The organism is Pseudarthrobacter sp. J1738 (genome assembly GCF_050490315.1).
Lineage (GTDB): Bacteria > Actinomycetota > Actinomycetes > Actinomycetales > Micrococcaceae > JBNPEO01.
Window position 1 is genome coordinate 89,864 of the sequence record NZ_JBNPEO010000001.1, and the last position, 23,653, is coordinate 113,516.

Consider the following 23,653-nt stretch of genomic DNA (forward strand, 5'->3'; position numbering starts at 1 on the left):
GTAGGGTGGGTACATGCCTCGAGAAGTCCAGAAGCCTGCCGGTTACGACGACTACAACGACGAATTGCTGGCAGCGATTTACGACGCCGACAACCCCGATGGCCCGGATCACGACTACTTCCGGTCGTTGGCGGCAAAGCTGAAAGCCGAGAGAATTACGGACCTCGGCTGCGGGACGGGAATCCTGACCGTCACGCTGAGCGCTCCGGGGCGAACCGTCGTCGGAATCGATCCGGCGGCTGCCATGCTGGACCGGGCTACTTCCCGGCCGAATGGTGCCTCGGTGGAGTGGCGTTTAGGCACCTCGGAATTAATCGACGACGGCGAAAATGACTTGATCGTTATGACCGGAAACGTCGCCATGCACATCCTGGGCGGCGACTGGCATGCCACCCTCAAGGACGTCGCTAGGGGTTTGAAGCCAGGGGGAATGGTGGCTTTTGAGACGCGGAATCCGCAGGCGAAGGCGTGGACAGCCTGGAACGACGACGGCACCGAGCGGAGCACCGCCGTCGGGCGTCTGTGGGAAACGACGGCGGTAACGGCGCCGGACGCGGACGGGGTGGTCACCATGCGCTGCCACAACGAGTTTATTGACGCTGGGCACACGGTCGACGTCGAGCAGCGCCTTCAGTTCCGTACGCTCAGCCAAGTTACTGAGGACTTGGAGCGTGCCGGCTTAGCGGTGGAAAACGTCTGGAACGGCTGGGACCGCTCGCCATTTACTGGGACAGCGGCGGAAAAAACCATGGTTTTTGAAGCGACGCGCACGATAGGCGGTTTGTAGCGATGGTTGCCGTTCAGTACCCGAAGCCGCTTCGGGCCGGGGATCGAATTGAGGTCCCTGCGCCATCCATGGGCGTCCCTACCACGCTACATGAGCGGCTCCGCGCAGGCGCTAAAGCCCTGACGCGTCGAGGATTTGAACTGAATCTTCGCACGCATGCCTTCATTGACGGCCTTGTGCCGGCAACTGCCAAAGAGCGTGCAGAAGATCTAGAAGCAGCTTTCCTGGGAGCAGGTGCGGTGGTTCCACCGTGGGGTGGTCAGCTCGCAATCGAGCTCATCGAGCACCTCGACTGGGATGCCTTAGCCGCGGCGAAAACGTGGTTCGTTGGATGGTCTGACATCTCCACCCTGCTGATGCCACTCACCATCCTTACCGGCGTAGCCACGCTTCATGGGACGAACTTGATGGATGAGCCGTGGGAATTACCAGAGGAATTCCAGCGCTGGACCCACGTCGCCGGTTTGACTGAGGGGAGTTCGTTCACGCAACGTTCCGCTCCCCGCCGTCGTTCACGTCCTTGGGGTGACTGGAACAGCGAACCGCTTGACCGAGAGTCCGCCTACGAGGCCCCAACGCAGTGGCGCTCGCTGGATGGCCAGCCCGTTCACATGCGTGGACGACTGATCGGAGGCTGCCTAGAAACAGTGTCCCTCTTAGCTGGCTCACGCTACGGAGACGTTTCCGGTTTCGCCCAGCGCCATGCACCGGAAGGTGTGATCGTTTATCTTGAGTCCTCTGGTTCTGATGCACCATCCGTACTCCGCATGCTTTTGTCTTTGCGGCTGGCAGGGTGGTTCCAGCACGCTTCAGGAATCCTCATCGGCCGGAACAGTGCGGGAGAGGTGAGCGGCCTAAGCCAAACACAAGCCGTGGAGCGTGCACTGGGCGACCTTGGCATACCCATCATTTTTGACTTCGACATTGGACACCAGCCGCCGCAGATGCCGCTGGTTAATGGCGCACTTGCGGAAGTTAGTCTCGGCGACGGCGAGGGCGTGATCGTTCAACACCTTTTGGGCTGACGGGCAATCGCGTCGCGCCAATCCCAGACGGTTAGGCGGATGGGAACTTCCTGTCGCCCAATAGCGGCGTCGAGTAGTGCGGAGCCAATCCGATGTCCTCGAGCATCCGGACCTATAACGTTGCTCCATCTACGACGCCATCCGTAAAACTTCCCCAGAAGTACTAATCGGAAGGCGGTCAGGCGAAGCCACCAGCACAGGTATGTTTGTGCGATGGAGATCAACTTCGTGGTGCGCCGCGCTGAACTCGCCGATGCGTCTGACATGGCACGGGTTCATGTGGACACTTGGCGTGAAACGTATCGCGGCTTGATGAGCGACGCCGTGTTGGATGACCCGGGTCTGTTGGCACGGCGAGAGACGTTCTGGACCGCGGTCCTGTCCGACCCTAGGTATTCTGCGAATAATGTTGCAGTCGCTACGCATGAAGGCTCCGTTGTTGGCATCGCGATGGCGAGCCCTACATTGGTTGATTCAGATGAACCCCAGGAACTCCACCTCCTCTATTCCTATGCTGATGTCCACGGCTCGGGTGTGGGCCGAGCGTTGCTGAACGCGGTGATCGAGCCCGGCGCTCCGGCCGTGCTGTGGGTGGCCGATCCAAATCCGCGAGCCCAGGCGTTCTACAAGAAAAACGGGTTTGCGCCAGACGGCACCTCACAAGTCGAGGACGGCGTGAGGGATATTCGTATGGTCCGTGGGGCTGGAACTTAAGGAACAAAGGCCAGTTAAGGCCAACTTGGGTGTGGTTAAAATCGGGCGAACTCGCGGAACGGGCGTCGGTCTGCCGTGGCCAAAATTTTTTTTGAAGAATCTCGTTACAGTTCTTTGATTGCCGGACATTGACAGGGCATGAGTTGGCAAATATGGGGGAACGGGTGGATCAAGGCAGGGAGCAGCGGTTTCTCACCGCGCATGCTGCCGCCCATGATCGCATCTACCGCTACCTTCGCCGCAGGACCGATGGCGCCGCGACTGCCGAAGATCTCTGCGCTGAAGTTTTCAGAATTGTGTGGGAGAAATCGGACAGCGATGACGATCTGTCAGTGATCCTTCTTTTCGGAATAGCGAAGAACGTCCTTCGAAATCATGACCGGTCAGTGGCTCGTTCCGTCGGGCTCGTGGGGGGCACTTCGATTTGAGCGGCGCCACGAGACGTCGGATACAGGTTCCGTGGTCTTGGACGCGATCGAACTTCTTGCGCCAAGAGAGCGAGAAGTCCTCCTGCTGACGTATTGGGACGGCCTTACCGCCGTCGAACTTTCTGAACTTCTAGACATTTCAGCGAGCGCCGTGCGCATGCGTCTACACCGGGCCCGGAAGGAATTGGCACGGGCTCTCCAAAGTGAAGAACTTTAGAAGGAGTATCAGAATGAGCCACGAACATTCAGCTCTAGACCTTCTCCTAGCTGCCGATCCTGCCCTCGCCATCACCGAAGAAGAACTGGACCGCAGCCGCCAGCAGTCGGCGTCGTTCATTAATTCTGACGTGACTCACATTGCGGTCGGCGGATCCATCAGCGACTTTCATCGAGTGCCTGCCAAACGTCATTGGGGGCGTTTCGCACTCGCGGGGCTAGTAGCTGCGGCAATTGTCGCGATCGCCTTCGCCGCCTGGGCCCTGGTGCCGAGCGTTGACCACTCGGCCACGGTTCCTACGGACGCAGCAACTAGTACGTCGGCTGCAACGGACAATGGCGTAAGAATCCTCCTTGGTGGGCGGCCAGTCGCAGATTCCTTTGGCAACGTGGATTACTACACGACCATCCCTGGCGATACTTCTGCTGCCGTGGCCGATGCTTTCAATCTCTCACAGGCCAAGCTCGCCGAGTTCAATGGGCTGACGGTCGGCAGTGAATTAGCTCCGAACACCACCTTGCGTCTTATCCCGAAGCCGGGTGCCATCAAGGGTGCCATGGGGAAGGCCACTGTTGATGCGAATGGGATTCCCACAAGCTATGTCATTGAACCCAACGACACCTTGGATGGCATCACCTACCGGTTTGGAATCACCGAAGAACAGCTCGCTGAAGCTAACAAGGTGGCGATCACCTACGAGAAAGGCAACGTCTACTTCGTCCGTGCCGGCAAGCACATCCAACTTCAAAAGAATCCGGTGGACAGCCGCGCAGGTGGCGGCATCAGGGTCAACAACTCTTTCCACAACACCGTTTTCTACACCACGGTGGCCGGCGACTCGTTTGACAGTCTCGGCTACGAATTCCGCATCACCACGGAACAGCTCCTGCGATGGAATCCAACGCTGCACGCGGACTGGCCCATACCGTCCGGGACCAAGATGAGCCTCATGCCAGGAGCGGTCGCAATCGAAGGTGCCCGGGGAACGTTTACCGCCGACGCCAAGGGTATCCCTCAGACTTACAACACGGTTCCCGGGGACACGGAGGATCAGATTGCCGCCCGCTTCGGAATTCCCGATGCCTTGTCCCTAGCCGCGGCGAATCCTCCTCCCACTGGCCCGAAGTCAGTTTGGTACGCCTACAAAGATATGGTCGCCGGAGAACTTGCCGGCGGTCAGACTATTAGCCTCGACCAAGCCAACCAGATCCACCGCTGACGTTGTGGGCCGTCGCCTGCCTACCCATTGACTTCCGCTGCCCATAAGCGTTGACTTTCCAACATGGAAAACGATTCGGTCGGTTCAATGCCTGCGCTGTCCATGATCGACGGCGGCCGCGAACGCGCCATGCCAAACGTCGGCTCACCGTGGTGGTACTACCCGGTGTTCGGTGTCACTTTTGCCGGCGCAGAGTTGGTTATTGCACTGGGTCAGCCGATTTTCGTCTCGTTCCTTGGCATCGCCACTCTTGTTATAGGGAGTCTGGCGGCGCGAGGATACAAGCGAGCCAGGGGCGCTTTCGTGGGAGGCTTTCGCAGTGGGAGCGCTGTTATGTGGCTGACCATCGGGTTCCTTCTCATCATGCTTCCATCGATGTTTTCCGGTGCATTTCTGGTCAAAAACGTTGGACAACCATGGCCGGCCTGGGTTAGGGCCGCAATTGTTCTGATTGAGAACCTAGGTTATGGATATTTGGTTGACCGCGCAGTCCATCGAAAATTGAGTTTGGCCATGGCGTGAGCAAGGGAGCTGGCGAGTTCAACGAGACCATCCACCCTCCGCGACGCCTCTTTATCTGCGCATTTCTTTCGGCCGTCGACGAAGCAGAATTCTCCACTCTGCGCGATGCAGCGGACATCAGCGATTCGTCGTTGAGCAAGCACATATCTGCCCTAGCCGAAGCTGGCTATGTGGAGGTCCGCAAGCCAACCGGCCGTGGGCGCGTCCGGACATGGGTAGCTTTGACTGCCGAAGGTCGTCAAGCGTTCGCCGACCACCGACGAGCGCTGCAGGCGATGCTCGGGCCGTAGAGCGCTTTGCGTAATTGGTATAAAAAACAGGCGGGGCACCAACGCCGGTTACTTTTACCGACGTCGTAATTTGCGCGTCGTGGCCGCGGTGATTTGAATGCTACCGTCGTGGGATGACCAGCCTGATCACCCCTGATGCCAGCTTCCATTCCTCCTGGGTGGAGGCGTTTAAAGAGTTCGACGGCGCCCAATTGGACGGTGCCGGGGCCGAAGGTCGGACCGATGAGGAGCTCACGGACCCGAAGGCATTTGGCGAGTTCGTCGACTCACTCGTTGCTGATGCCCTGCCGGATTCTCCGCGCAAGCCCGGCTACGTGCCGTGCACCTATTTGTGGATGGTCGACACCGGCACGTTCGTCGGCTCGCTGGCGATCCGGCACGAGTTGAACGACTTCCTGTTCAACGATGGCGGCCACATTGGCTACAGCGTTAGGCCCTCGGCTCGCCGTCGAGGTTACGCCTCGGCCGCGCTCGCCGAAGCGCTGCCGCTTGCCGCGGACCTTGGGATTTCTCGGGTTTTGGTGACCTGCGATGAGGACAATGTTGGGTCTCGGGCGACGATCGAAAAGAACGGCGGCGTCTACGAGGACTCCCGAAATGGCAAGCGACGCTACTGGATTGAGGCATCTGTCTGATCTCCTGCACATCGACTGTCCCACAGCAGTTTTGTGCGTGACAGACTCACTACGTGAACGATGACTTAAAGGGCGTACTTCATCACGTTGAAATCTGGGTGCCCGAGCTGAACCGAGCTACCCGCGAATGGGGCTGGGTGTTGGATCTCTTGGGCTATGAGATCTACCAGAGTTGGGAAAACGGGATTAGCTGGCGGCTAGGGTCCACGTACATCGTCTTCGAGGAATCGTCCGACATGACCGGCCGGGAACACAACCGCACCTCTCCCGGGCTGAACCACTTGGCATTTCATGCTGGCACTCGAGAAAACGTTGACGCCATGGTCGGGGACAGTGCGGCCCAAGGGTGGGCACCGTTATTTGCTGATAAATACCCGAACGCGGGAGGTCTGGGTAATTACGCGGCCTACCTCGTCAACTCTGATGGATTCGAGATCGAACTCATTGCCGCGGATTAGATTAGGCCGTGACCTGACCAGCGACCAGTTGAAACTCTCTGGCATTCGCAGCCATGGATAATCGGTTCATGATTTCAGCACAGAACGACGACGGATTTGAGCTTCGAGTCGGAGACCTGACCCGCGTAGAGATTGAGCGGGCTCTCTCGGGCAATGGCGTATTGCTTAACAACCATGCCCAGACTCTGCTCGATCGCGCTGACTTCGATACGCCCGCGAGCCAGGATCTAATTATTGTGGAGCGGACCGTCGCCGAGCTCGGCTTCGGAAACGGTGCAGAGCTGCCCAACATTTTTGACGCGGCGCAAAACCAAGGCCTTGAACTTTGCCCGTTGGTGACCGGACCCTACCTCCGATTGGTGACTCTGAACCAGGAAGCAGCACCCGATTCGGTGCTGTCTGCCGGCCGCGCCCCGAACGGGTCGGTTCATGTCTCATCTGCAGCGATAAGCAGCGATTTTGAAGACCCAAAAGGCTTCTATCTTCGCGTCATTGGCGGGCAGGTATGGCTGCGCGGCTACCGCTGTGATGACACGTATCTGTTCGAGCCAGAGCAACGATTTGCCTTCGTGAAGCCTTCCAACTGACCGCTGGACGTCCCTAGGGTTCCATTAGATGTTCCTAGTGTCGGCGAAGCAACGGCTTTTTCGTCGTCGTTCGATGCGCGCCGGACTCCCGCCACGAGCGACTACAGTGTGGGAGTGAATTTCAACGCATTTGATCGCTACGCAGCTCTTGAACTTACCCCCACCGGAGCTACGCCGGTCGTCGAAGTTGAAGAACAAAACAGCGACTACGAGTCAGGAGTTGCGAGCTTCGGCAATGAGTCGTGGCGCATCCGGACTGCCCGAATCACACCCACCAAACCTGGCGCCTTCGTCGCCGTCTGGAAGCGGGGGACTGACGGGGTCACGCGGCCGTTCACGGTTGATGAGTCGCTGTCGGGGCTTCTGATTTTCGTTGAGGACCAAGGCCGGTTCGGCGTCTTCAAATTCACCCCGGAGCATCTCAGCTCGCTCGGATACGCCAGCTCTGAACGGCATGCCGGCAAGCGCGGAATTCGGTTATATCCATCGTGGTGCGCGGATCTAAACCCGCAAGCCTCGCGGACGCAGCGCGCGCAGGCGAAAGCGTTCGTCGAACTTCTCGCTGACTAGGCGACAGTCGCCGTCGGTCGCCGGTAATGCATCGTGACCACCACAAGGATTCCCACAACGGCGCCGATCAGTGTCTCGATGGCGCGGTCGGTGATCAGTGGGCCCGGTTCACTGTGATGGGCAAGTTCGGTGCTGATGAGCGCGAGCGGTGTGATGAAGATTTGCGCCAGCGCGTAGTGGCGCAGGACATACATTTCTGCGGCAAATTGCAGGACGGCGATCAGTAGAACCATGGCCCACGGGGCAGGGTCGGCCAGCAGGATCGCAGCCGTGACAAGTAGTCCTGCCGCCGTACCCAGAATGCGGTTGAGTCCGCGTTCCACCCGGTGGTTGACGGTAGCCCCCACCAGCGGCACCACTGCAGCAACCATGGCCCAGTAGTTATGCCCGATCCCCATGGCCGTTGCGATACTCCCAGCCACCGCGGCCGCAACAAAATACTGCGCAGATTCCAAGTACACGGTTCGCCGGCCCTTGGCCGTGAGCGGTTCGCGCACCTTTGCCACCCACGGGGTTCGGCGGCTAGGGATCAGGCGCGTGCTGAGTCCCACAAACAAGTTAAAAACGACGACGATGATCGCCACGAGCATCCCCTGCCAGATGGGTGCCTGGTGCGGGATCGAAGCGATCGCACCGTACGCAAAAATGTGAAACAGCGAACCGGCTGGCCTCAAACGCCCCAAGCCAGTGCCGAGCGCTCCCAAACCGGAGACCACTGAAGCTCCGGCGACAATTACCCACGGGCCTGCATTGCTGTGCGAGGTGATTTGCCCGGCAAAAATAAACACCAGGAGAAGACCTCCAGCGAGAGTCTGTTCCCGCAGGCGTGAGCGGTGATGCGTGTTGCGGCTATAGATTCCGGTGAACGCACCAAACGCCGCGAATACGGCAAGGTCCAGCCTGCCCACAAGCAGCAAAGTGAGCAGTGGGACACCAACGCCTACGGCCGTGCGGAGAGCCGGGTGGTGATCGTTGTGTCCGGGCTGCATGCGGAAGTATTCCGTGACGCGCTGCAAAGAAGCCTGCCTTTGTGGTGGGGATGTCCCTAGCTTAGCATTTTGTTTTACCGGTAAACTATAATTGTGAGATGAGCGACTATGTAGACACCATGCGCCAACAATGGGCGAGCATCTACCCAGAACTGGATACCGCGGCGGCAGGCGTTGTTGCCCGTATTACCCGCATTGCCCGGATGATCCAGCTGCGAGGCGACGTGGTCCTCGCAGAGCACGGCGTCACACGGGACGAATTCGAATTGATGTCCCTGCTGGCCCGCAGTGCAGGCCCGCTCACCCCCAGCGCGCTCGCCGCTTCTCAAATCACGTCGGCAGCAGCCGTCACCAAAAGACTTAAGAAACTCGACGACGCCGGCTGGGTCCGCCGTGAAGTTAACCCCAGTGACGGGCGTGGTGCGCTCATCCACCTCACGCAAGAGGGCAGTTCAGTCCTGCGCCCGATCATCGACGCCGTAGCGAAATTCGATAGTGCACTACTGGGCGAACTGACAGCCAATGACTCCGAACAGCTCGCAAACCAACTGCGAGCGTTGCTGACCTCCGTAGAGGGCCCCGCAGAAAACGCTTAGGAGATCCCGGCGAATAGCTCATTCAGTTCGGCAGTCAACGCTGCGGCAACTGCCGGATCCTTACCGATTCTCTGCCCGTCAATGTGGTTCACCGGTGCAATCAGCCGGATCGAAGAGATTAGCCATACGGCATCGGCGTCCAGCAAATCCTCTGGCACCAAGGGGCCATAACCGAGCTCCCAGCCAGCGGCCTTCGCAGCAACAAACAAGGCACCCTGAGACGTTCCAGGCAGGATTCCAGCGTCAAGTTGCGGGGTGATCAAGCGTTTGGTGACGGTGCCGTCGTCGGACGTTTCCTGGTGAGCCAGCAACACCGTAGAGGTGGGGCCCTCAAGAACCCGGCCATCCGTGGACGTAAAAATCACGTCATCAGCACCTTTGGTGTGCGCATAACGCAACGCCGCCATATTGACCGCGTAGCTAAGCGTCTTTGCACCGAGCAATAACCACGGTGCGCGGTCCGCTAGGTCAGAGTCATAACCGCGGTCAAGCATAACGACGTCGATCCCCGACTTCCGCTGCTGCCGCCCCAAGGCGGGAGAAGGCGAAGCTTGCACCCACGCGGTCGGCTCTGCCGCGCCTTCCACGCCGCGGGTCACCAGCAGCTTGACCACAATCTCATCTTCATCCGGCTTAGCGTCACGGAACACGTCGATTGCAGTGCTGATGGCCGCTTCCCACGCCTGCGGAGCGGGAATGCTCAGATCCAGCATCGCCGCGGAGGAAGCCAAGCGCTTCAGATGCGCCGGAACCTTCCGTGGCTTCCCATCAACGGCCAGCAGGGACTCGAAGACACCATCACCGCGGGTGGCACCCAAATCGGTGGCCATCAACTGCGGTGCTGTGGCGTCCACAATGCGCCCTTGCGGGTGCTGAGAATCGAGGAAAACCAGAACGGCGGGGGCAGGCACAGAAGTCATGTGATCAGCATATCGGCGGTAGCATAAACACATTGCCCAGCGTGTAGAGGCAACTGAAATTGATAGGGGCAATACGGGTGGTTTGGCCGTTCCCAGTGGGACTTGAATGGACGTGGCTTCTCAGCGCTTGGGCTGTCATCGAACTGGTCTTGCGCGTGGTGCTCCTCGGGGTTATTCCCGGAAACCGGCGCCCCAACACCGCAATGGCATGGCTGCTAGCCATCTTCCTGGTCCCTTCCGTGGGTTTTGTCCTCTTCCTGCTGTTCGGCAACTTCAAACTCTCGCGTCGGCGTACCGAGCAACAAGCCGCAGTGAATGAGCGAGTGCGTCAAAGCAGCAGTGGCATTCAAGAACTCGGCAACTGCTACGAAGGTCCGGCGTGGGTAAAGTCCGCCGCCGAACTGAACAAACATTTAGGCTCCCTGCCGCTGGTGGACGCCAACTCCGTGAAACTCTTTCCTGGTTACGAAGACTCTTTCAAAGCCATGACAGAAGCCATTGGCGAGGCTAAAAACTTTGTCAACGTTGAGTTCTACATCATGAGTTCAGATGAACTCACGGACCCGTTGTTGACTGCCCTTGAAGAAGCCGCGGACCGCGGCGTGGAAGTGCGTTTGCTCTTTGACCACATTGGAACCCTGCGCGTGAAGGGTTACCGTCAGCTGCTCAAACGCTTGCGCAGCGGTGGAATCAAATGGCGCCGAATGCTTCCCTTATTGCCCATCCACGGCCAATGGCGCCGCCCGGATCTGCGCAACCACCGCAAAATTGTGGTGGTGGATGGTGAAGTGGCCTTCACCGGTTCCCAAAACCTGGTGGAACCGCACTACCGCAAGCCCAAAAACATCAAGTCAGGGCGCCAATGGGTGGAACTCATGGCAGAACTGCGTGGCCCCGTGGTCCCTACCTTGAACATTGTTTTTGCCACCGACTGGCTCAGCGAAACTGACGAATCTCTTCAGCACCAACTCGTTCTACCGGAGAGCACTTCAGCCGGGCACATCCCGGCTCAAGTAGTGCCCAGCGGTCCGGGGTTCAGCACCGAAAACAACCTGCGCCTCTTCAACACCCTCATCTACTCGGCACAAGAACGCATCTCCATTTGCAGCCCCTACTTTGTCCCAGATGACTCACTGCTCTACGCAATCACCACGGCAGCTCAACGCGGGGTAGAAGTAGAGCTCTTCGTCTCTGAAAAGGGCGATCAGTTCCTAGTCCACCACGCACAACGTTCCTACTACGAGGCACTCCTGAACGCCGGTGTGAGGGTCTACCTCTACCGGGCCCCGTACGTGCTGCACGCAAAGCACTTCACCATTGATGATGAAGTTGCAGTGATTGGTTCCTCCAACATGGACATGCGCTCCTTCTCACTGAACATGGAAGTGTCAGTCATGATGCTCGGTGCAGACATTGTGGAACAAATGCGTTCGGTGGAGAACAGTTACCGCGAAGGATCACGCGAATTGTTGCTCGAGGATTGGATGCGCCGGCCCATCCTCGCCAAGTACGTGGACAACGTGGCGCGGCTGACGGCAACGGTTCAGTAAGTTCCTTCAAACCCAGTACAGCTTGAACTGGACGCGCAGTCAGCGAGAAGGGAAACTCGAGCCCAAGGTCCCCAAGATCCCGCTCGCCTTGATGCGAATCTCCTCGTACTCCTCTTGCGGTGCAGAATCCGCTGTGATGGCGCCGCCAATACCGATGCTCAGTTCAGTACCGCCGTCGCCATCGGGACGGGCCACAAGGGTCCGAATGACCACCGAAAGATCCGTGGCACCATTAAGCGAAAAATAGCCCAAGGCGCCTGAATACACACCGCGCGGCTCAACTTCGAGCTCATCCAAAATAGCCATGGTGCTGATCTTCGGCGCACCCGTCATGGAACCGGCCGGGAAAGCCGCCGCAACAGCTTCCGAACGCGATGCGCCGGGCAAGAGTTGAGCATCAATGGTGCTCACCATTTGATGGACAGTCGCGTAACTTTCAATGGCACACAAACGCGGCACCTTCACCGAGCCCGGAACCGCGTAATGGCTCAGATCGTTGCGCAGCAAGTCAACAATCATGATGTTCTCGGCGCGGTCCTTGCCACTGCTGGCCAGTTCTTCCCGCAGCTTTTGATCAACGGCAGGATCAGAAGAACGACGCCGGGTGCCCTTGATCGGTTCGGCGCGAAGCCCGCCGTCGGACCCTATTTTGATAAAACGCTCCGGTGACGTGCTGGCAACCTCACAAGCCCCGAAGCGAAGATAGGCGGCGAAGGGTGCCGGGTTTTGTGCCCGTAGACGCAGATACGTTTCCCACAGTTTGAGTGCGGGGACCTGCGCTCTGACGGTGGTGGTCAGGCAAACCTCATAGGTATTACCCTCAGCAATCTGGTGCTGCGCCTGGGCAATCTTCGCTTTGTATTCACGTTCGGAATCGCGGGCGCTGAACACCGGGGCGCTAAGGGTTTCTGGGTTCCTTGGCTTGTGGGCACTGTGACGGGCTGACCTATTCACTGCGGCGCGGGCCTGCCGGGCCCAGTCATTGTCCTGGTGCGCCGGTGAGTCACCGGCCAACGGGAACAAGGACAATAACCACACACAGTCTTCGAGATGATCGAACACCACGGCCCGGGCAGCGAAGATCAGTTCCGCATCAGGTGCAGAGTCCTCGGCCAGTGCGGCAGGTCTACCTCCGGTCTCGTGCTTGAGTTCATAGCCCAGATAACCCAACCAACCAAGCGTGAAGTCCCCCGAATAACCCTGAGCCGAACTAGCCCAATCAGAGGCAGGGACAGTTCCCCACTCACCATCCAACCAGCGAAAAAATCCAGACTCAATTGTGGCGCTCGCACTGCCAGCTCTCACAGTTGTGATCCCCGGGCGGTGAGTAACGTGCGCGCCGTGAGGCCCGGCGTCGTCCGCCATAATGCTCCAGCGGCTACGCTGCGGCGTATCGGCTTGCGGGGCCCCAGTGTGCGTTTCCGCAATGGAGGAGTCCAGCCATATTGCTCGCGGCGAATCCGCGTAGAGGGCATCAAACACACGGGCCGGGTCCGCAGCAACATCCAAGCGTTCGGCGAATAATTTATGGGAATGCTGCGCAAGCCGTTCCGGGGCCAGAACATGTTCCAACGCCGGGAGGTGGCTCAATAGGTGCAATACGTCCGCTGGGGCAGAGCCACTAGCCGCGTTTTTCACCGTGACCTGGGCATGGTTGTGAACGGGATCCTCGGCCAGCCATTCTTCTTCTTGCTGCGCCCACTCGTCCCAGTGGCCAGCGAACACCTCGCCATCCCGGTCCAAGGCGCGGCGTTTGCGCTCATCGTCAGCCGACTCTACCCAAACCACCACGTCCAGAAAGGCCCGGGCCGCTTCCGAGCAAGCCCCAACGCCCTCCACAATCACCACGTCCGCGGCGGCTGTGAGGCGAGTGTCGCCATCGTAACGCTGTTCCCAATCCCAGCAGACCCACTCGGCGTCCTCGCCGCGGGTTAGAGGAGGAAGCACCGTGCTGACGTAACGCTCAATGCCTGCGTTGAGCCCGTTCCACCCCGGATAAATGTCCTCAAGATGGAAGAGTGAAACCTTTCGGTGTTCGCGCAGTGCGGCCGCCAACTCCACAGCAAGAGTGGTTTTTCCGGCGCCGGAGCGGCCATCGATGCCGATGATCACGGGTGCTGGGCTCATGCAATAGAGCGTACCCGGTGGGCCTAGTGAATCACCGCGAGCAAAATGCCGACCAGGATAAAAAGAACACCGAAGATGCGGTTGAGGACTTTTTGGCCGTGCTCATTGTGGGTGAATCGTTGGAAAGACTTGGCAGCTGCTGCAAAAAACAGCCACATCACCAGGGTGTCGATGATCAGCACTGTGGCAGTCAAAACCACGTACTGGACGAGTAAGGGATGATCCGGCTTGATGAATTGCGGCATAAACGCCAAGAAAAAAACGATTGCCTTCGGGTTAAGTAGGTTCACCCAGATTCCACGGCGGAGCATGGACCAGCCCGATTCGTTCCGGCGAGCATCAGTCTTTTCTTGATCCAAGTCCGGCTTGTGCATAAACTGCCGGATGCCCAGGTACACCAGATAGGCGGCACCGGCGTAGCGGATCACGTTGAAGATCACCGGCGAGCTGGCCACCAGCACTCCCACACCTAGGGCCACAATCATAATGTGAATGACCAAGGCCAACTGTTGACCCATTACACCCCACAGGGACCGCTTGAACCCCGAATTCAGGGAGTTGCCCATGGTGAAAATGGCCCCGGCGCCGGGAGTAAAACTGATCAGGGTGCTGGCACCAACAAGGGCTAGCCAAAGCGAGAATTGCACTCAATCAGCCTAGTGGGTGGGGAGGGCGCCGAGATTACCCTTCTTGTGCATTACGACGCCGGAAATCGCCGGGGATTCTCGGCAACACGCTGTGAGTGGCGGCAAAAAGAGGGGAGACTCAGCGGCGCAGGGCTCAGGCGCGTGCAATGACTTCGCCATTGGGGATCAAGAACCAGCCGTCGTCCGTTGAACCCCACCGGTGCCAGCCCGCCGAGATGCGCTCAAGGTCCCGCTGCTCGGCCAGGTTGTAGGCCAGAGCCTGCTCGGCGAATGCCGAATGCAGCACTCGCTCGCCCCACACCCTGGCCTGCCAGCGGCGTTGCTGCCCGGTGGCGTAGAGCCAGTTGCTGCTGCTCGGGGCAACATCGGTGAACCCGGCTGCTTGCGCCCAGGAGACCAAGCGGCGGCCAGCATCAGGCTCGGCACTATTCCGGCGTGCAAGCCGCTGGTAAAGGTCCATCCATTCATCCAATTCCGGGACATCCGGATACCAACTCATGCCATGGAAGTCTGCTTCGCGAACCGCAACAATCCCGCCCGGTTTAGCCACACGCCGCATTTCTCGCAGGGCCTCCACGGGGTCGCTGAGATGCTGGAGGACTTGATGGGCGTGGACAACGTCAAAGGTCTCAGCTTCAAAGTCCAGGTCATAGATATTGCCGGTTTCGAAGGTGGCATTTTTAACACCGCGTTGGCTAGCCAAGGATTGGGCATGCTCAACAACCTCCGGTGCGCGGTCTAGGCCGGTGACGTGGCCGGACCCAACCAGTTCCGCAAAGTCACACGTGATAGTGCCCGGCCCACAGCCCACATCAAGCACTTTGGCGCCCTCGGTGAGGTACGGAATAACGTAGGCCGCCGAGTTCTGGGCCGTCCTAGATGCGTGGGCATTTACTACCGATTCGTGGTGCCCGTGAGTGTAGACGTCTTGCGCTGTTTGGGGTTGGGATTCCTCGCTCATGGCAGCACGCTACTCTCTCCATCTGACAGCGCCATAGGTAGCCACACCGTGAGACAACGCCGGCAACAAATAGAGTGCAGTTCTGCCTGAGGTGAACACGATTAGCTAGCCTGTGAAGTGTGGTCTATGATGCTTCTCCGGAGCCCCGAACCGTTGCTCCGAAGCGATGAGAGGCAGGCCACACATGGCAACCGACTACGATGCAGTGCGATCCGACGTTGCAGAGATCCAGAATGAGTCGCTAGAGGCCCTCAAGTCTGCTGGCTCCTCAGACGCTCGCAGCGTTGTGCTGGAGCTTGATGAAGCGGACACAACCGACGGTGTTGAGCTGCCGGGTGCCGATCTTTCCGGCGAGGAATTGACCGTTGTGGTCATTCCTGAGCGTCCCGATGAATTCACGTGCTACTCGTGCTTCTTGGTCCGTCACCGCTCGCAGATTGCGCGCGAAAAAGATGGTCACGCATATTGCGTGGAGTGCGAAGGCTAGGACTTCCGCTGAACGCTCACACTTTCAGGTGAGCGGGACTGCGGTGACACAACGACGGCGGGCTGGTGCCCGGCGTCGTTGGCGTTTAAGCGGGCAGTATTAAAGGTCAAGGCGTTGATACTGTCAGTGGCCGCGCCTACCCTCAAAGGAGCGGTCCGATTCGCGGACCCCAGCGAGGAGCGGGTATGTCCAAGATCAGTAATTGTCTCTGGTTTGATGATCAGGCCGAGGCCGCAGCGATTTTTTACGTCTCACTTTTTAAGAATTCCAAGATCCTCAACGTCAGCCGCTACGGCGAAGGTGCGCCACTGCCGGCCGGGACGGTTCTCACCGTTGACTTTGAACTCGATGGGACCAAGTTCATTGCGCTCAACGGCGGGCCCATGTTCACCTTCTCCGAGGCGGTGTCCTTCTCGATCGATTGTGCCGATCAAGCCGAGGTGGACCACTTCTGGAATGCCCTGACAGCTGACGGAGGCCAAGAAAGTCAGTGTGGTTGGCTCAAGGACAAGTTTGGGGTGTCATGGCCGGTGGTCCCCTCCGCTATGCCGGGGCTCATCTCTGGCCCGGATCCGGACGGCGCAGGGCGTGCCATGGCCGCCATGATGGGCATGAAAAAGTTGGACATCGCCGAACTGCAAAAAGCGTACGACGGCGAGTAGTCGCCTTGAGCGCAGCGGTGGCGTTTACTGCGGGATGAACCACTGAATTCTGGTGGGTAAAATTGTTCGCTCGGGGTCCGTAGACCCAGATTTGCCTCGAGTCAGGACGGGTTTGGCCGCATGCAGTGCTCTTACTTCGACGCGCGCACATGCGTCTCATGCACCCTGATGGGCCAACCGTATTCGGAGCAACTGGCGGATAAAGAGAGTCACTGCCGCTCCTTGCTCGGTGGGCATCGGGAGCTTGAGTGGTTGCCTGCGGTTGCCAGCAGTGAGGATGGATTCCGCAACAAAGCCAAAATGGTGATTGCCGGGAGCGTTCAGGAACCAACCATCGGTATTTTGGACCGCGCCGGAAATGGTGTGGATCTGCGTATGTGTGGCGTGTGTTCGCCTGCCCTGCGAGAAACGTTCCCAAGCATTTCGGCGTTTATTACCTTGGCAGGACTGACCCCGTACAGCGTTCCGGAGCGCCGGGGCGAGCTCAAGTACATTCTGCTCACCGAGTCCGCAGACGGAGAGCTGATGCTGCGCTTTGTCCTGCGAAGCACCAACCTGGTGAGTAAAATTAGTAAGTACTTGCCCGCACTACTGGAGGCGATTCCTGGGCTACGAGTGGTTACGGCGAACATTCTCCCGGAGCACAAAGCGGTGCTTGAGGGTGAGGAGGAGATCGTCCTCACTGGCGAGTCCACCCTCCGAATGCGGGTCAATGACGTCAATCTGCACTTGCGGCCTAAAAGCTTTTTCCAAACCAATACCGAGATCGCTGCTGCCCTTTACCGGCAAGGCCGCGAGTGGGTCAACGAGGCAAACCCGGCATCGATCTGGGACCTCTATTGTGGGGTGGGAGGCTTCGCCCTGCACAGCACCGCGCTCCACCGGAAAGTCACCGGAATCGAGTTGAGCGAGGAAGCGATTGTTAGTGCCCAGCTCAGCGCTCACGAAGCGGGACTCACTGGCACGCATTTTAGGGCTGGTGACGCAACAGCGTTCGCCGTGGCAGCGGATAAGGGCGATGTCCCTGAACTGGTGATCGTGAATCCGCCGCGGCGCGGGATCGGCGCAGAACTGGCGAGCTGGCTGGAGAACTCGACCGTACAGCACTTGGTGTACTCCAGCTGCAACGCCGTGACGCTGGCCAAGGATCTTGAGGCCATGCCGTCATTCACCCCTCGGCGTGCGCGAGTTCTGGACATGTTTCCGCAGACCAAGCACTACGAAGTGATGGTTTTGCTCGAGCGAGCTAACTAAGTGATTTCCACCAGCGGCTACGCAGCACTCTTCCACCAAGCGACTGTTGCTGCGGCAGCATCCGGGAACGCCGTAGCTTTGAATCCCAGCAGGGCTTCGCTGCGTGAAGAGTCCATCACAAACGGCTTGGTGAATTGGTAGAGGAGTTCGCCGATTTCCCGCAGATCCGTGGAGACCAGTCCGCCGCTGCGAACCATCCATCCTGGGATGACCCGGAGCGTGGGGAGTGGGACGCCGGCGGCGCTTGCGAAGGCCTTGGCGAGCTCTCGTTGCGTGAGTGCGGGGCCCGTTGGGGCGTGCAGAACGGTGTTCCAAAGCTCTGGCCGGTTCGCCACGGCCACCATGGCGGCCGCCAAATCTGGAACGTAGGTGAACGAGTGCGGCTGATCCGCGGAACCTAGTGGGTTCAGAGCTTTGCCTGCCAGGATCCGCGGCACCATCCGGTCCCCGGCGTGAGCGACTTTAACCCGCGGGCCAAAGAAGTCGCCGGCCACCACAGAGACGGTATTCGCCGGATGGGCTGTGCGGGCTTTGAGTAATTCAGTCCGAATCCCGCGCTTCCCACCTTGGGCGGCGCGTGGCCCATCCTCGGTCATCACCGTGTTGCTCTGGTTATAGGAGTACAAACTTTCCGGGAAAACGACGACGGCGTCCGCGGCTGCCGCTGCATCCATCACCGTTTGCTCGGTCTGGGGGAGTTGGGCTGCCCACGCTTTGGCGGTGTAGGCGCTGGCGTGAATGCAGTGGAATACGGTGCCCGCGCCCTCAAATGCAGCGGCTAGTTGAGCCGGGTCTGAGACATCCGTGGCCACTTTTTCGATGAGTGGGTGATCGGGGCCGCTGGCGGAGCGAGTGAGAACCCGGACGTGAGTGCCAGCTGCGGCAAGCGCTTCGGCAACGCTCCAGCCCACGGGGCCAGCGCCTGTGACGATGCTGAGCTTTGGGTTGTGCGGGGCTGCTGGGGTTTGCGACATAACGTTCCTTCGAATTGTTGAATGAGCGGCCACGTGACCAAGCGGCCACGTGACCAAGCGGCCACGTGATGATGAGAGCAGTGCTCTCGATTAAGCGTGCGACTGACTTGGAGCATTGTCAAGAGCAGTGCTCTCAATTTGGCTGCATTATGTGCGACGATAGGGCAATGTCAGCCACAGATGCCCCCAAATCTCCGCGGGCGAGTGCTCGCGAACACACCGAACTCGAAATCCTCCGGATTGGCCGCCGGCACCTCACTGAACATGGCGCCGCCGCCCTCTCCTTGCGTGCCGTGGCCCGGGATTTGGGTGTGGTTTCCTCTGCCGTGTACCGCTACGTGGCAAGCCGGGATGAGCTACTAACCCTGCTTTTGGTTGACGCCTACAATGAGCTCGGTGATGCAGTGGATGCAGCGGTGGACGCACTCCCGGAGAGTGATTCACGGGACCGCTTCCAAGCGGTGGGTCGAGCGGTTCGGGCTTGGGGGTTGGCCAAGCCTTCGCGCTATGCACTTCTGTTCGGAAGTCCAGTTCCGGGATATGCCGCGCCCGCGGAAAGAACCACCGTCCCCGGAACTCGAGTGGTCTATCGCTTGATCGGCATCCTCGACGCTGCCCACCGGAAAGGTGAGCTGAGCGCCGTGGCAAGTGCCGCCGTCGTTCCTTCTCTTGCGCGTGACATGGAGCGAATTTGTGCCGAGCTGGGCCTTGAGCTGCCAGGGGAGTTGCTGGCGCGAGCAAGCTCGGTGTGGACTGGAATATTCGGTGCCGTGAGCTTTGAAGTATTCGGCCAATATGGCTCCGGAACCTTCGAAGCCCTTGATGAGCTCTTTGAGCACCACCTCAATGAGTGGGCGAACAGCTTGGGATTTCCGTCAAAGTAGCCAAGAGATTTCGCCGTCAGCAAAGTTGAGTCATCTTCACTCAACTTTGAGTTGACTTAACTTCTGACGTGAGTAAAGTTGAGTGCAGATCGCTCAAGATCTCGAAATGCCTGGCTTCGGCCGGCGCCCTCGAGTTTCCAAGAAAGAAGGAAGCACCTTATGTCCCGTGCAGTAGGTATTGACCTCGGAACCACCAACTCCGTCGTTTCTGTTCTCGAAGGTGGCGAGCCCACCGTTATTGCCAACGCTGAAGGTGGGCGCACCACCCCGTCCGTTGTGGCATTCTCCAAGTCCGGCGAAGTTCTGGTTGGCGAAATCGCCAAGCGCCAGGCCGTCAACAACATTGATCGCACCATCGCTTCCGTCAAGCGCCACATGGGCACCGACTGGACCGTCGCCATCGATGACAAGAAGTACACCCCGCAGGAAATCTCCGCTCGCACGCTGATGAAGCTGAAGAACGACGCCGAGTCCTACTTGGGCGAAAAGGTCACCGACGCTGTGATCACCGTTCCCGCATACTTCAACGACGCCGAGCGTCAGGCCACGAAGGAAGCCGGCGAAATCGCGGGCCTCAACGTGCTGCGTATTGTCAACGAGCCCACCGCTGCTGCTCTGGCTTACGGTCTGGACAAGGGTAAAGAAGACGAACTCATCTTGGTCTTTGACCTCGGTGGTGGAACCTTCGACGTCTCCCTCCTGGAAGTTGGTAAGGACGAAGACAACTTCTCCACCATTCAGGTTCGTGCAACCTCCGGTGACAACCGCCTCGGCGGCGACGACTGGGACAACCGCATTGTTGAATGGCTCTTGAACCAGCTGAAGGTCAAGGGTATTGACCTCTCCAAGGACAAGATTGCCCTGCAGCGTTTGCGCGAATCCGCAGAGCAGGCCAAGAAGGAACTCTCCTCCTCGACCAGCACCAACATCTCCCTCCAGTACCTCTCCGTCACCCCCGACGGCCCGGTTCACTTGGACGAGCAGTTGACCCGCGCCAAGTTCCAGGACCTCACCAAGGACCTGCTGGAGCGCACCCGCAAGCCGTTCAACGACGTTATTGCTGAAGCCGGCATCAAGGTTGGCGACATCGACCACATCGTTCTGGTTGGTGGCTCCACCCGTATGCCCGCCGTCACCGAGCTGGTCAAGGACCTCGCCGGTGGTAAGGAACCGAACAAGGGCGTTAACCCGGATGAGGTTGTTGCAGTTGGTGCAGCACTGCAGGCCGGCGTTTTGAAGGGTGAGCGCAAGGACGTTCTCCTGATCGACGTCACCCCCCTCTCCCTCGGTATCGAAACCAAGGGTGGTGTGATGACCAAGCTCATCGAGCGCAACACGGCCATCCCCACCAAGCGGTCCGAGACCTTCACCACGGCAGATGACAACCAGCCGTCCGTGTCCATCCAGGTCTTCCAAGGTGAGCGCGAATTCACCCGCGACAACAAGCCGCTGGGTACCTTCGAGCTGACCGGTATTGCACCGGCTCCGCGCGGCGTTCCGCAGGTTGAGGTCACCTTCGACATCGACGCAAACGGTATTGTCCACGTATCCGCCAAGGACAAGGGCACCGGCACGGAGCAGTCCATGACCATCACCGGTGGATCCAGCCTCTCCAAGGAAGACATTGACCGTATGGTCAAGGAAGCCGAAGAGCACGCAGCCGAGGACAAGGCTCGCCGTGAGGCAGCCGACGTTCGTAACTCCGCAGAGCAGCTCGCCTACTCCGTAGACAAGTTGATCGCTGAGAATGACGACAAGCTCCCCGAAGAGGTCAAGACTGAAGTCAAGGCCGACGTCGACTCGCTCAAGTCCGCGCTCGAGGGCACCGATGACACCGCCGTAAAGACCGCCTTCGAGAAGCTTCAGGCTTCCCAGGGCAAGTTGGGTGAAGCCATCTACGCTCAGGCCAGCGCTGAAGGTGCAGCAGATTCGGCTAACGCCGAGGGTGCAACCTCCGCACCGGAGGAAGACATTGTTGATGCCGAAGTCATCGACGAAGACAACACCGACGAAAAGAAGTAACCATGCCTCACCACGGTAACGAAGAAGAGCACAACTCTTCCGGTCACCAGCAAGAGGACGCTTCGGCAAACATCGACGGCACCCCCACCGAGGAAACCCCGGCAGCTGGCGAAGGCGATGCCCTCAGCCAGGCCGAGGACATCCTCAACGGGGTGGAGGTTCCCGCCGAGGAATCGGTAGCACAAGGCGCGTCCTCTGCAGAGGCCGCCGAGCTGAAAAATGACCTGCTCCGCCTCCAAGCTGAGTACGTCAACTACCGCAAGCGCGTTGAACGTGACCGGGCTGTGGCAGGAGAGATGGCCGTTGTTGGCGTCCTGAACTCCTTGCTTCCAGTCCTGGATGATGTTGACGCCGCGCGGCAGCACGGCGACCTCGCGGACGGACCATTCGCCTCGATCGCCACTAAGCTCGAAAATGCTCTCAAGGTCTACGGACTGGAACGCATTGACGAGACCGGTGTGGCGTTCGACCCGACCATCCACGAAGCCCTCATCCAGCAACCTGGCGAGGACGTACAAGTGGACACCGTGAGCCAAGTGCTCCGTTCCGGTTACAAAACCGGAACTCGGGTGCTGCGGGCGGCGCAAGTCATCGTAGCGGTACCGGCTTAGTAAAACGCCATCGAGTTGGCAGTTCGCGCTGATGTTTGCTCCAAACATTGGCGTGAACTGCCAACTCGGCACACAGGAATGAAAGGAAACGCCCTTGGCCAGTCAAGATTGGGTTGAGAAAGACTTCTACGCCATCCTCGAGGTGGCCAAGGACGCGTCCGACGCCGACATCAAGAAGTCTTACCGCAAGCTCGCGCGGAAGTATCACCCGGACACCAATCCTGGCGATGCTGAATCTGAGCGGAAATTTAAGGACGTCTCGGAGGCCTACTCGGTCCTGAGTGACAAGGATGAGCGTCAGCAATATGACGCAATCCGTGCCATGGGTGGCGGTGCTCGGTTTGCCCCCGGCGGCGCAGGCGGCCCCAGCGGCGCCGGATTCGAAGATCTCTTTGGGGACATGTTCGGTGGCCAGCGTGGCCGCCGGCCAGCCGGTTTCGGCAACGGTGGCGGTGGCATTCCGCCCGAGTTTGCTGACCTCTTTGGCGGCGGCGGGTTCGGAGGTGGCTTCCAGCAGGCCCCTACCAAGGGCTCGGACCGGACTGCCAGCACCAGCATTTCGTTCGCCGGTTCCATGCGAGGAACCACTGTTAGTCTCCGCGAAGCTAACGGCAACATCATTGACGTGAAGATCCCCGCTGGCATCAAGGACGGACAAAAAGTTCGCCAACGCGGCAAGGGAAACCCGGGCCAGGCAGGCAACGGGGACTTAATCATTACCGTGAATGTTAAGCCGCACGCCTTTTTCACCCGTGATGGCGATAACATCCGAATCCACGTCCCAGTCAGCTTCCCCGAGGCAGCTCTCGGTGCGGACATTCATGTTCCCACCATCGACGGCGAACAAGTCAAGGTTCGCGTCCCGGCCGGTACCCCTTCGGGCCGGACCCTGCGGGTCAAGGGCCGCGGTGTTACGACCTCTAAAGGTAAGGGTGACTTGTTGGTGACGATCGACGTCGCAGTTCCACAGAACCTCAACGAGGACGCCACCGCGGCGGTCAAAGCCTTTGCTGAAGCCACTTCTGACGCGGATCCGCGCGAAGGCTTGGCCGCCAAGGCACGGCTGTAGGTATAGCTATGGCACTGGACGCAAATCAACCACTGTTCGTCATCTCTGTGGCGGCCGAACTGGCGGAGATGCATCCCCAAACCCTGCGCCAGTACGACCGGATGGGTTTGGTATCCCCCCGACGTGCACCCGGAAAGTCGCGGCGCTATTCGCAGCATGACGTTGACGTGTTGCGTGAAGTTCAGCGACTGTCCCAATCCGGTGTGTCCCTTGAGGGAATCAAACGCATATTGGAGCTAGAAAATCAGGTGGCGGCCCTACGGTCGCGTGTGAGCGAGTTGAGCGATGAACTGCGCAACGCCCAGCGCCGTCAACGCCCCGACGCCTCACGAGTTTTTGCTGCGGGAGTTGCAGGCGACGTTGTCTCCCTAGCGCGAGGTCGACGCCCGCGCCCGAGGTCCCAAGCCGTCGTCGTTTGGCGTCCGCAAAAGTAGTTTGCTGAGCCGGA

The 23,653-nt window shown here is 59.2% G+C and carries 27 protein-coding genes; 21 read left to right on the forward strand and 6 right to left on the reverse strand.

Annotation, left to right across the window (positions count from 1 at the left end):
* Positions 1-13 precede the first annotated feature (13 nt).
* The 11 genes from ACQR35_RS00435 to ACQR35_RS00485 all read left to right on the forward strand — a co-directional run bounded on the left by ACQR35_RS00435 (position 14) and on the right by ACQR35_RS00485 (position 7,452).
* The gene (locus ACQR35_RS00435) at positions 14-787 is read left to right on the forward strand and encodes a class I SAM-dependent methyltransferase (protein ID WP_430268912.1); all 774 of its coding nucleotides are present in this window, start codon (positions 14-16) and stop codon (positions 785-787) included.
* Between the two features lie 2 nt (positions 788-789).
* On the forward strand, positions 790-1,812 hold the full coding sequence (locus ACQR35_RS00440) for a S66 family peptidase (RefSeq protein WP_430268913.1): 1,023 nt from the start codon (positions 790-792) through the stop codon (positions 1,810-1,812).
* A 213-nt stretch (positions 1,813-2,025) separates the two neighbouring features.
* Complete coding sequence (locus ACQR35_RS00445) at positions 2,026-2,526, forward strand: N-acetyltransferase family protein (protein WP_430267882.1); 501 nt, start codon at positions 2,026-2,028, stop codon at positions 2,524-2,526.
* 375 nt (positions 2,527-2,901) lie between these two features.
* Positions 2,902-3,171 (forward strand): RNA polymerase sigma factor, encoded by a 270-nt coding sequence (locus ACQR35_RS00450; RefSeq protein WP_430267881.1) that lies wholly within the window; start codon positions 2,902-2,904, stop codon positions 3,169-3,171.
* A gap of 13 nt (positions 3,172-3,184) precedes the next feature.
* Entirely contained in the window at positions 3,185-4,390 is a 1,206-nt protein-coding gene (locus ACQR35_RS00455) for a LysM peptidoglycan-binding domain-containing protein (RefSeq protein WP_430267880.1), read from the forward strand.
* 63 nt (positions 4,391-4,453) lie between these two features.
* Positions 4,454-4,912, forward strand: a complete 459-nt coding sequence (locus ACQR35_RS00460; protein WP_430267879.1) for a hypothetical protein — start codon at positions 4,454-4,456, stop codon at positions 4,910-4,912.
* Positions 4,909-5,202 carry a winged helix-turn-helix domain-containing protein gene (locus tag ACQR35_RS00465; protein WP_430267878.1) on the forward strand — a complete coding sequence of 98 codons (294 nt, stop codon included), beginning with the start codon at positions 4,909-4,911 and terminating at the stop codon, positions 5,200-5,202. The genes ACQR35_RS00460 and ACQR35_RS00465 overlap by 4 nt, the downstream gene beginning before the upstream one ends.
* A gap of 113 nt (positions 5,203-5,315) precedes the next feature.
* Positions 5,316-5,837: a GNAT family N-acetyltransferase gene (locus ACQR35_RS00470; RefSeq protein WP_430267877.1), complete on the forward strand. Its 522-nt coding sequence runs from the start codon at positions 5,316-5,318 to the stop codon at positions 5,835-5,837.
* A 53-nt stretch (positions 5,838-5,890) separates the two neighbouring features.
* Entirely contained in the window at positions 5,891-6,295 is a 405-nt protein-coding gene (locus ACQR35_RS00475) for a VOC family protein (RefSeq protein ID WP_430267876.1), read from the forward strand.
* Between the two features lie 68 nt (positions 6,296-6,363).
* Positions 6,364-6,882, forward strand: coding sequence for a hypothetical protein (locus tag ACQR35_RS00480; protein ID WP_430267875.1), 519 nt, complete (start codon positions 6,364-6,366; stop codon positions 6,880-6,882).
* A gap of 114 nt (positions 6,883-6,996) precedes the next feature.
* Complete coding sequence (locus tag ACQR35_RS00485; RefSeq protein WP_430267874.1) at positions 6,997-7,452, forward strand: MepB family protein; 456 nt, start codon at positions 6,997-6,999, stop codon at positions 7,450-7,452.
* Here ACQR35_RS00485 and ACQR35_RS00490 read toward each other — a convergent pair.
* A complete protein-coding gene (locus tag ACQR35_RS00490; protein WP_430268914.1) occupies positions 7,449-8,468 on the reverse strand; it encodes an FUSC family protein in 1,020 nt (339 codons plus the stop codon). The genes ACQR35_RS00485 and ACQR35_RS00490 overlap by 4 nt on opposite strands.
* Before the next feature lie 71 nt (positions 8,469-8,539).
* On the opposite strand from ACQR35_RS00490, the gene ACQR35_RS00495 reads away from it, so the two are divergent.
* Positions 8,540-9,037, forward strand: coding sequence for a MarR family winged helix-turn-helix transcriptional regulator (locus ACQR35_RS00495; RefSeq protein ID WP_430268915.1), 498 nt, complete (start codon positions 8,540-8,542; stop codon positions 9,035-9,037).
* On the opposite strand, the gene ACQR35_RS00500 is transcribed toward ACQR35_RS00495, so the two are convergent.
* Positions 9,034-9,957, reverse strand: a complete 924-nt coding sequence (locus ACQR35_RS00500) for an aminodeoxychorismate lyase (protein ID WP_430268916.1) — start codon at positions 9,955-9,957, stop codon at positions 9,034-9,036. The two genes, ACQR35_RS00495 and ACQR35_RS00500, sit on opposite strands and share 4 nt — an antisense overlap.
* Positions 9,958-10,034: 77 nt before the next feature.
* Between ACQR35_RS00500 and cls the strand changes: the two genes are divergently transcribed.
* A complete protein-coding gene (gene cls, locus ACQR35_RS00505) occupies positions 10,035-11,507 on the forward strand; it encodes a cardiolipin synthase (RefSeq protein WP_430268917.1) in 1,473 nt (490 codons plus the stop codon).
* A gap of 39 nt (positions 11,508-11,546) precedes the next feature.
* On the opposite strand, the gene pabB is transcribed toward cls, so the two are convergent.
* From pabB to ACQR35_RS00520, 3 genes are all read right to left on the reverse strand, one after another.
* The gene (gene pabB / locus ACQR35_RS00510) at positions 11,547-13,634 is read right to left on the reverse strand and encodes an aminodeoxychorismate synthase component I (protein WP_430268918.1); all 2,088 of its coding nucleotides are present in this window, start codon (positions 13,632-13,634) and stop codon (positions 11,547-11,549) included.
* Positions 13,635-13,657: 23 nt separating this feature from the next.
* A complete protein-coding gene (locus ACQR35_RS00515; RefSeq protein WP_430267868.1) occupies positions 13,658-14,281 on the reverse strand; it encodes a LysE family transporter in 624 nt (207 codons plus the stop codon).
* A 133-nt stretch (positions 14,282-14,414) separates the two neighbouring features.
* Positions 14,415-15,242, reverse strand: coding sequence for a class I SAM-dependent methyltransferase (locus ACQR35_RS00520; protein WP_430268919.1), 828 nt, complete (start codon positions 15,240-15,242; stop codon positions 14,415-14,417).
* 184 nt (positions 15,243-15,426) lie between these two features.
* On the opposite strand from ACQR35_RS00520, the gene ACQR35_RS00525 reads away from it, so the two are divergent.
* From ACQR35_RS00525 to rlmC, 3 genes are all read left to right on the forward strand, one after another.
* Positions 15,427-15,729 carry a DUF4193 domain-containing protein gene (locus tag ACQR35_RS00525; protein WP_430267866.1) on the forward strand — a complete coding sequence of 101 codons (303 nt, stop codon included), beginning with the start codon at positions 15,427-15,429 and terminating at the stop codon, positions 15,727-15,729.
* 185 nt (positions 15,730-15,914) lie between these two features.
* Entirely contained in the window at positions 15,915-16,391 is a 477-nt protein-coding gene (locus ACQR35_RS00530; RefSeq protein WP_430268920.1) for a VOC family protein, read from the forward strand.
* 120 nt (positions 16,392-16,511) lie between these two features.
* Complete coding sequence (rlmC, locus tag ACQR35_RS00535; RefSeq protein ID WP_430268921.1) at positions 16,512-17,645, forward strand: 23S rRNA (uracil(747)-C(5))-methyltransferase RlmC; 1,134 nt, start codon at positions 16,512-16,514, stop codon at positions 17,643-17,645.
* A gap of 17 nt (positions 17,646-17,662) precedes the next feature.
* Here the strand turns inward: rlmC and ACQR35_RS00540 are convergent, their stop codons facing one another.
* Positions 17,663-18,619 carry an NAD-dependent epimerase/dehydratase family protein gene (locus ACQR35_RS00540; RefSeq protein WP_430267863.1) on the reverse strand — a complete coding sequence of 319 codons (957 nt, stop codon included), beginning with the start codon at positions 18,617-18,619 and terminating at the stop codon, positions 17,663-17,665.
* Positions 18,620-18,786: 167 nt separating this feature from the next.
* Between ACQR35_RS00540 and ACQR35_RS00545 the strand changes: the two genes are divergently transcribed.
* From ACQR35_RS00545 to ACQR35_RS00565, 5 genes are all read left to right on the forward strand, one after another.
* On the forward strand, positions 18,787-19,503 hold the full coding sequence (locus tag ACQR35_RS00545; RefSeq protein ID WP_430267862.1) for a TetR/AcrR family transcriptional regulator: 717 nt from the start codon (positions 18,787-18,789) through the stop codon (positions 19,501-19,503).
* A gap of 159 nt (positions 19,504-19,662) precedes the next feature.
* The gene (gene dnaK, locus ACQR35_RS00550) at positions 19,663-21,525 is read left to right on the forward strand and encodes a molecular chaperone DnaK (RefSeq protein ID WP_430267861.1); all 1,863 of its coding nucleotides are present in this window, start codon (positions 19,663-19,665) and stop codon (positions 21,523-21,525) included.
* Between the two features lie 2 nt (positions 21,526-21,527).
* Positions 21,528-22,136 carry a nucleotide exchange factor GrpE gene (locus tag ACQR35_RS00555; protein ID WP_430267860.1) on the forward strand — a complete coding sequence of 203 codons (609 nt, stop codon included), beginning with the start codon at positions 21,528-21,530 and terminating at the stop codon, positions 22,134-22,136.
* Between the two features lie 94 nt (positions 22,137-22,230).
* Positions 22,231-23,205: a DnaJ C-terminal domain-containing protein gene (locus ACQR35_RS00560; RefSeq protein ID WP_430267859.1), complete on the forward strand. Its 975-nt coding sequence runs from the start codon at positions 22,231-22,233 to the stop codon at positions 23,203-23,205.
* 8 nt (positions 23,206-23,213) lie between these two features.
* Positions 23,214-23,639, forward strand: coding sequence for a heat shock protein transcriptional repressor HspR (locus tag ACQR35_RS00565; protein ID WP_430268922.1), 426 nt, complete (start codon positions 23,214-23,216; stop codon positions 23,637-23,639).
* Positions 23,640-23,653: the final 14 nt, after the last annotated feature.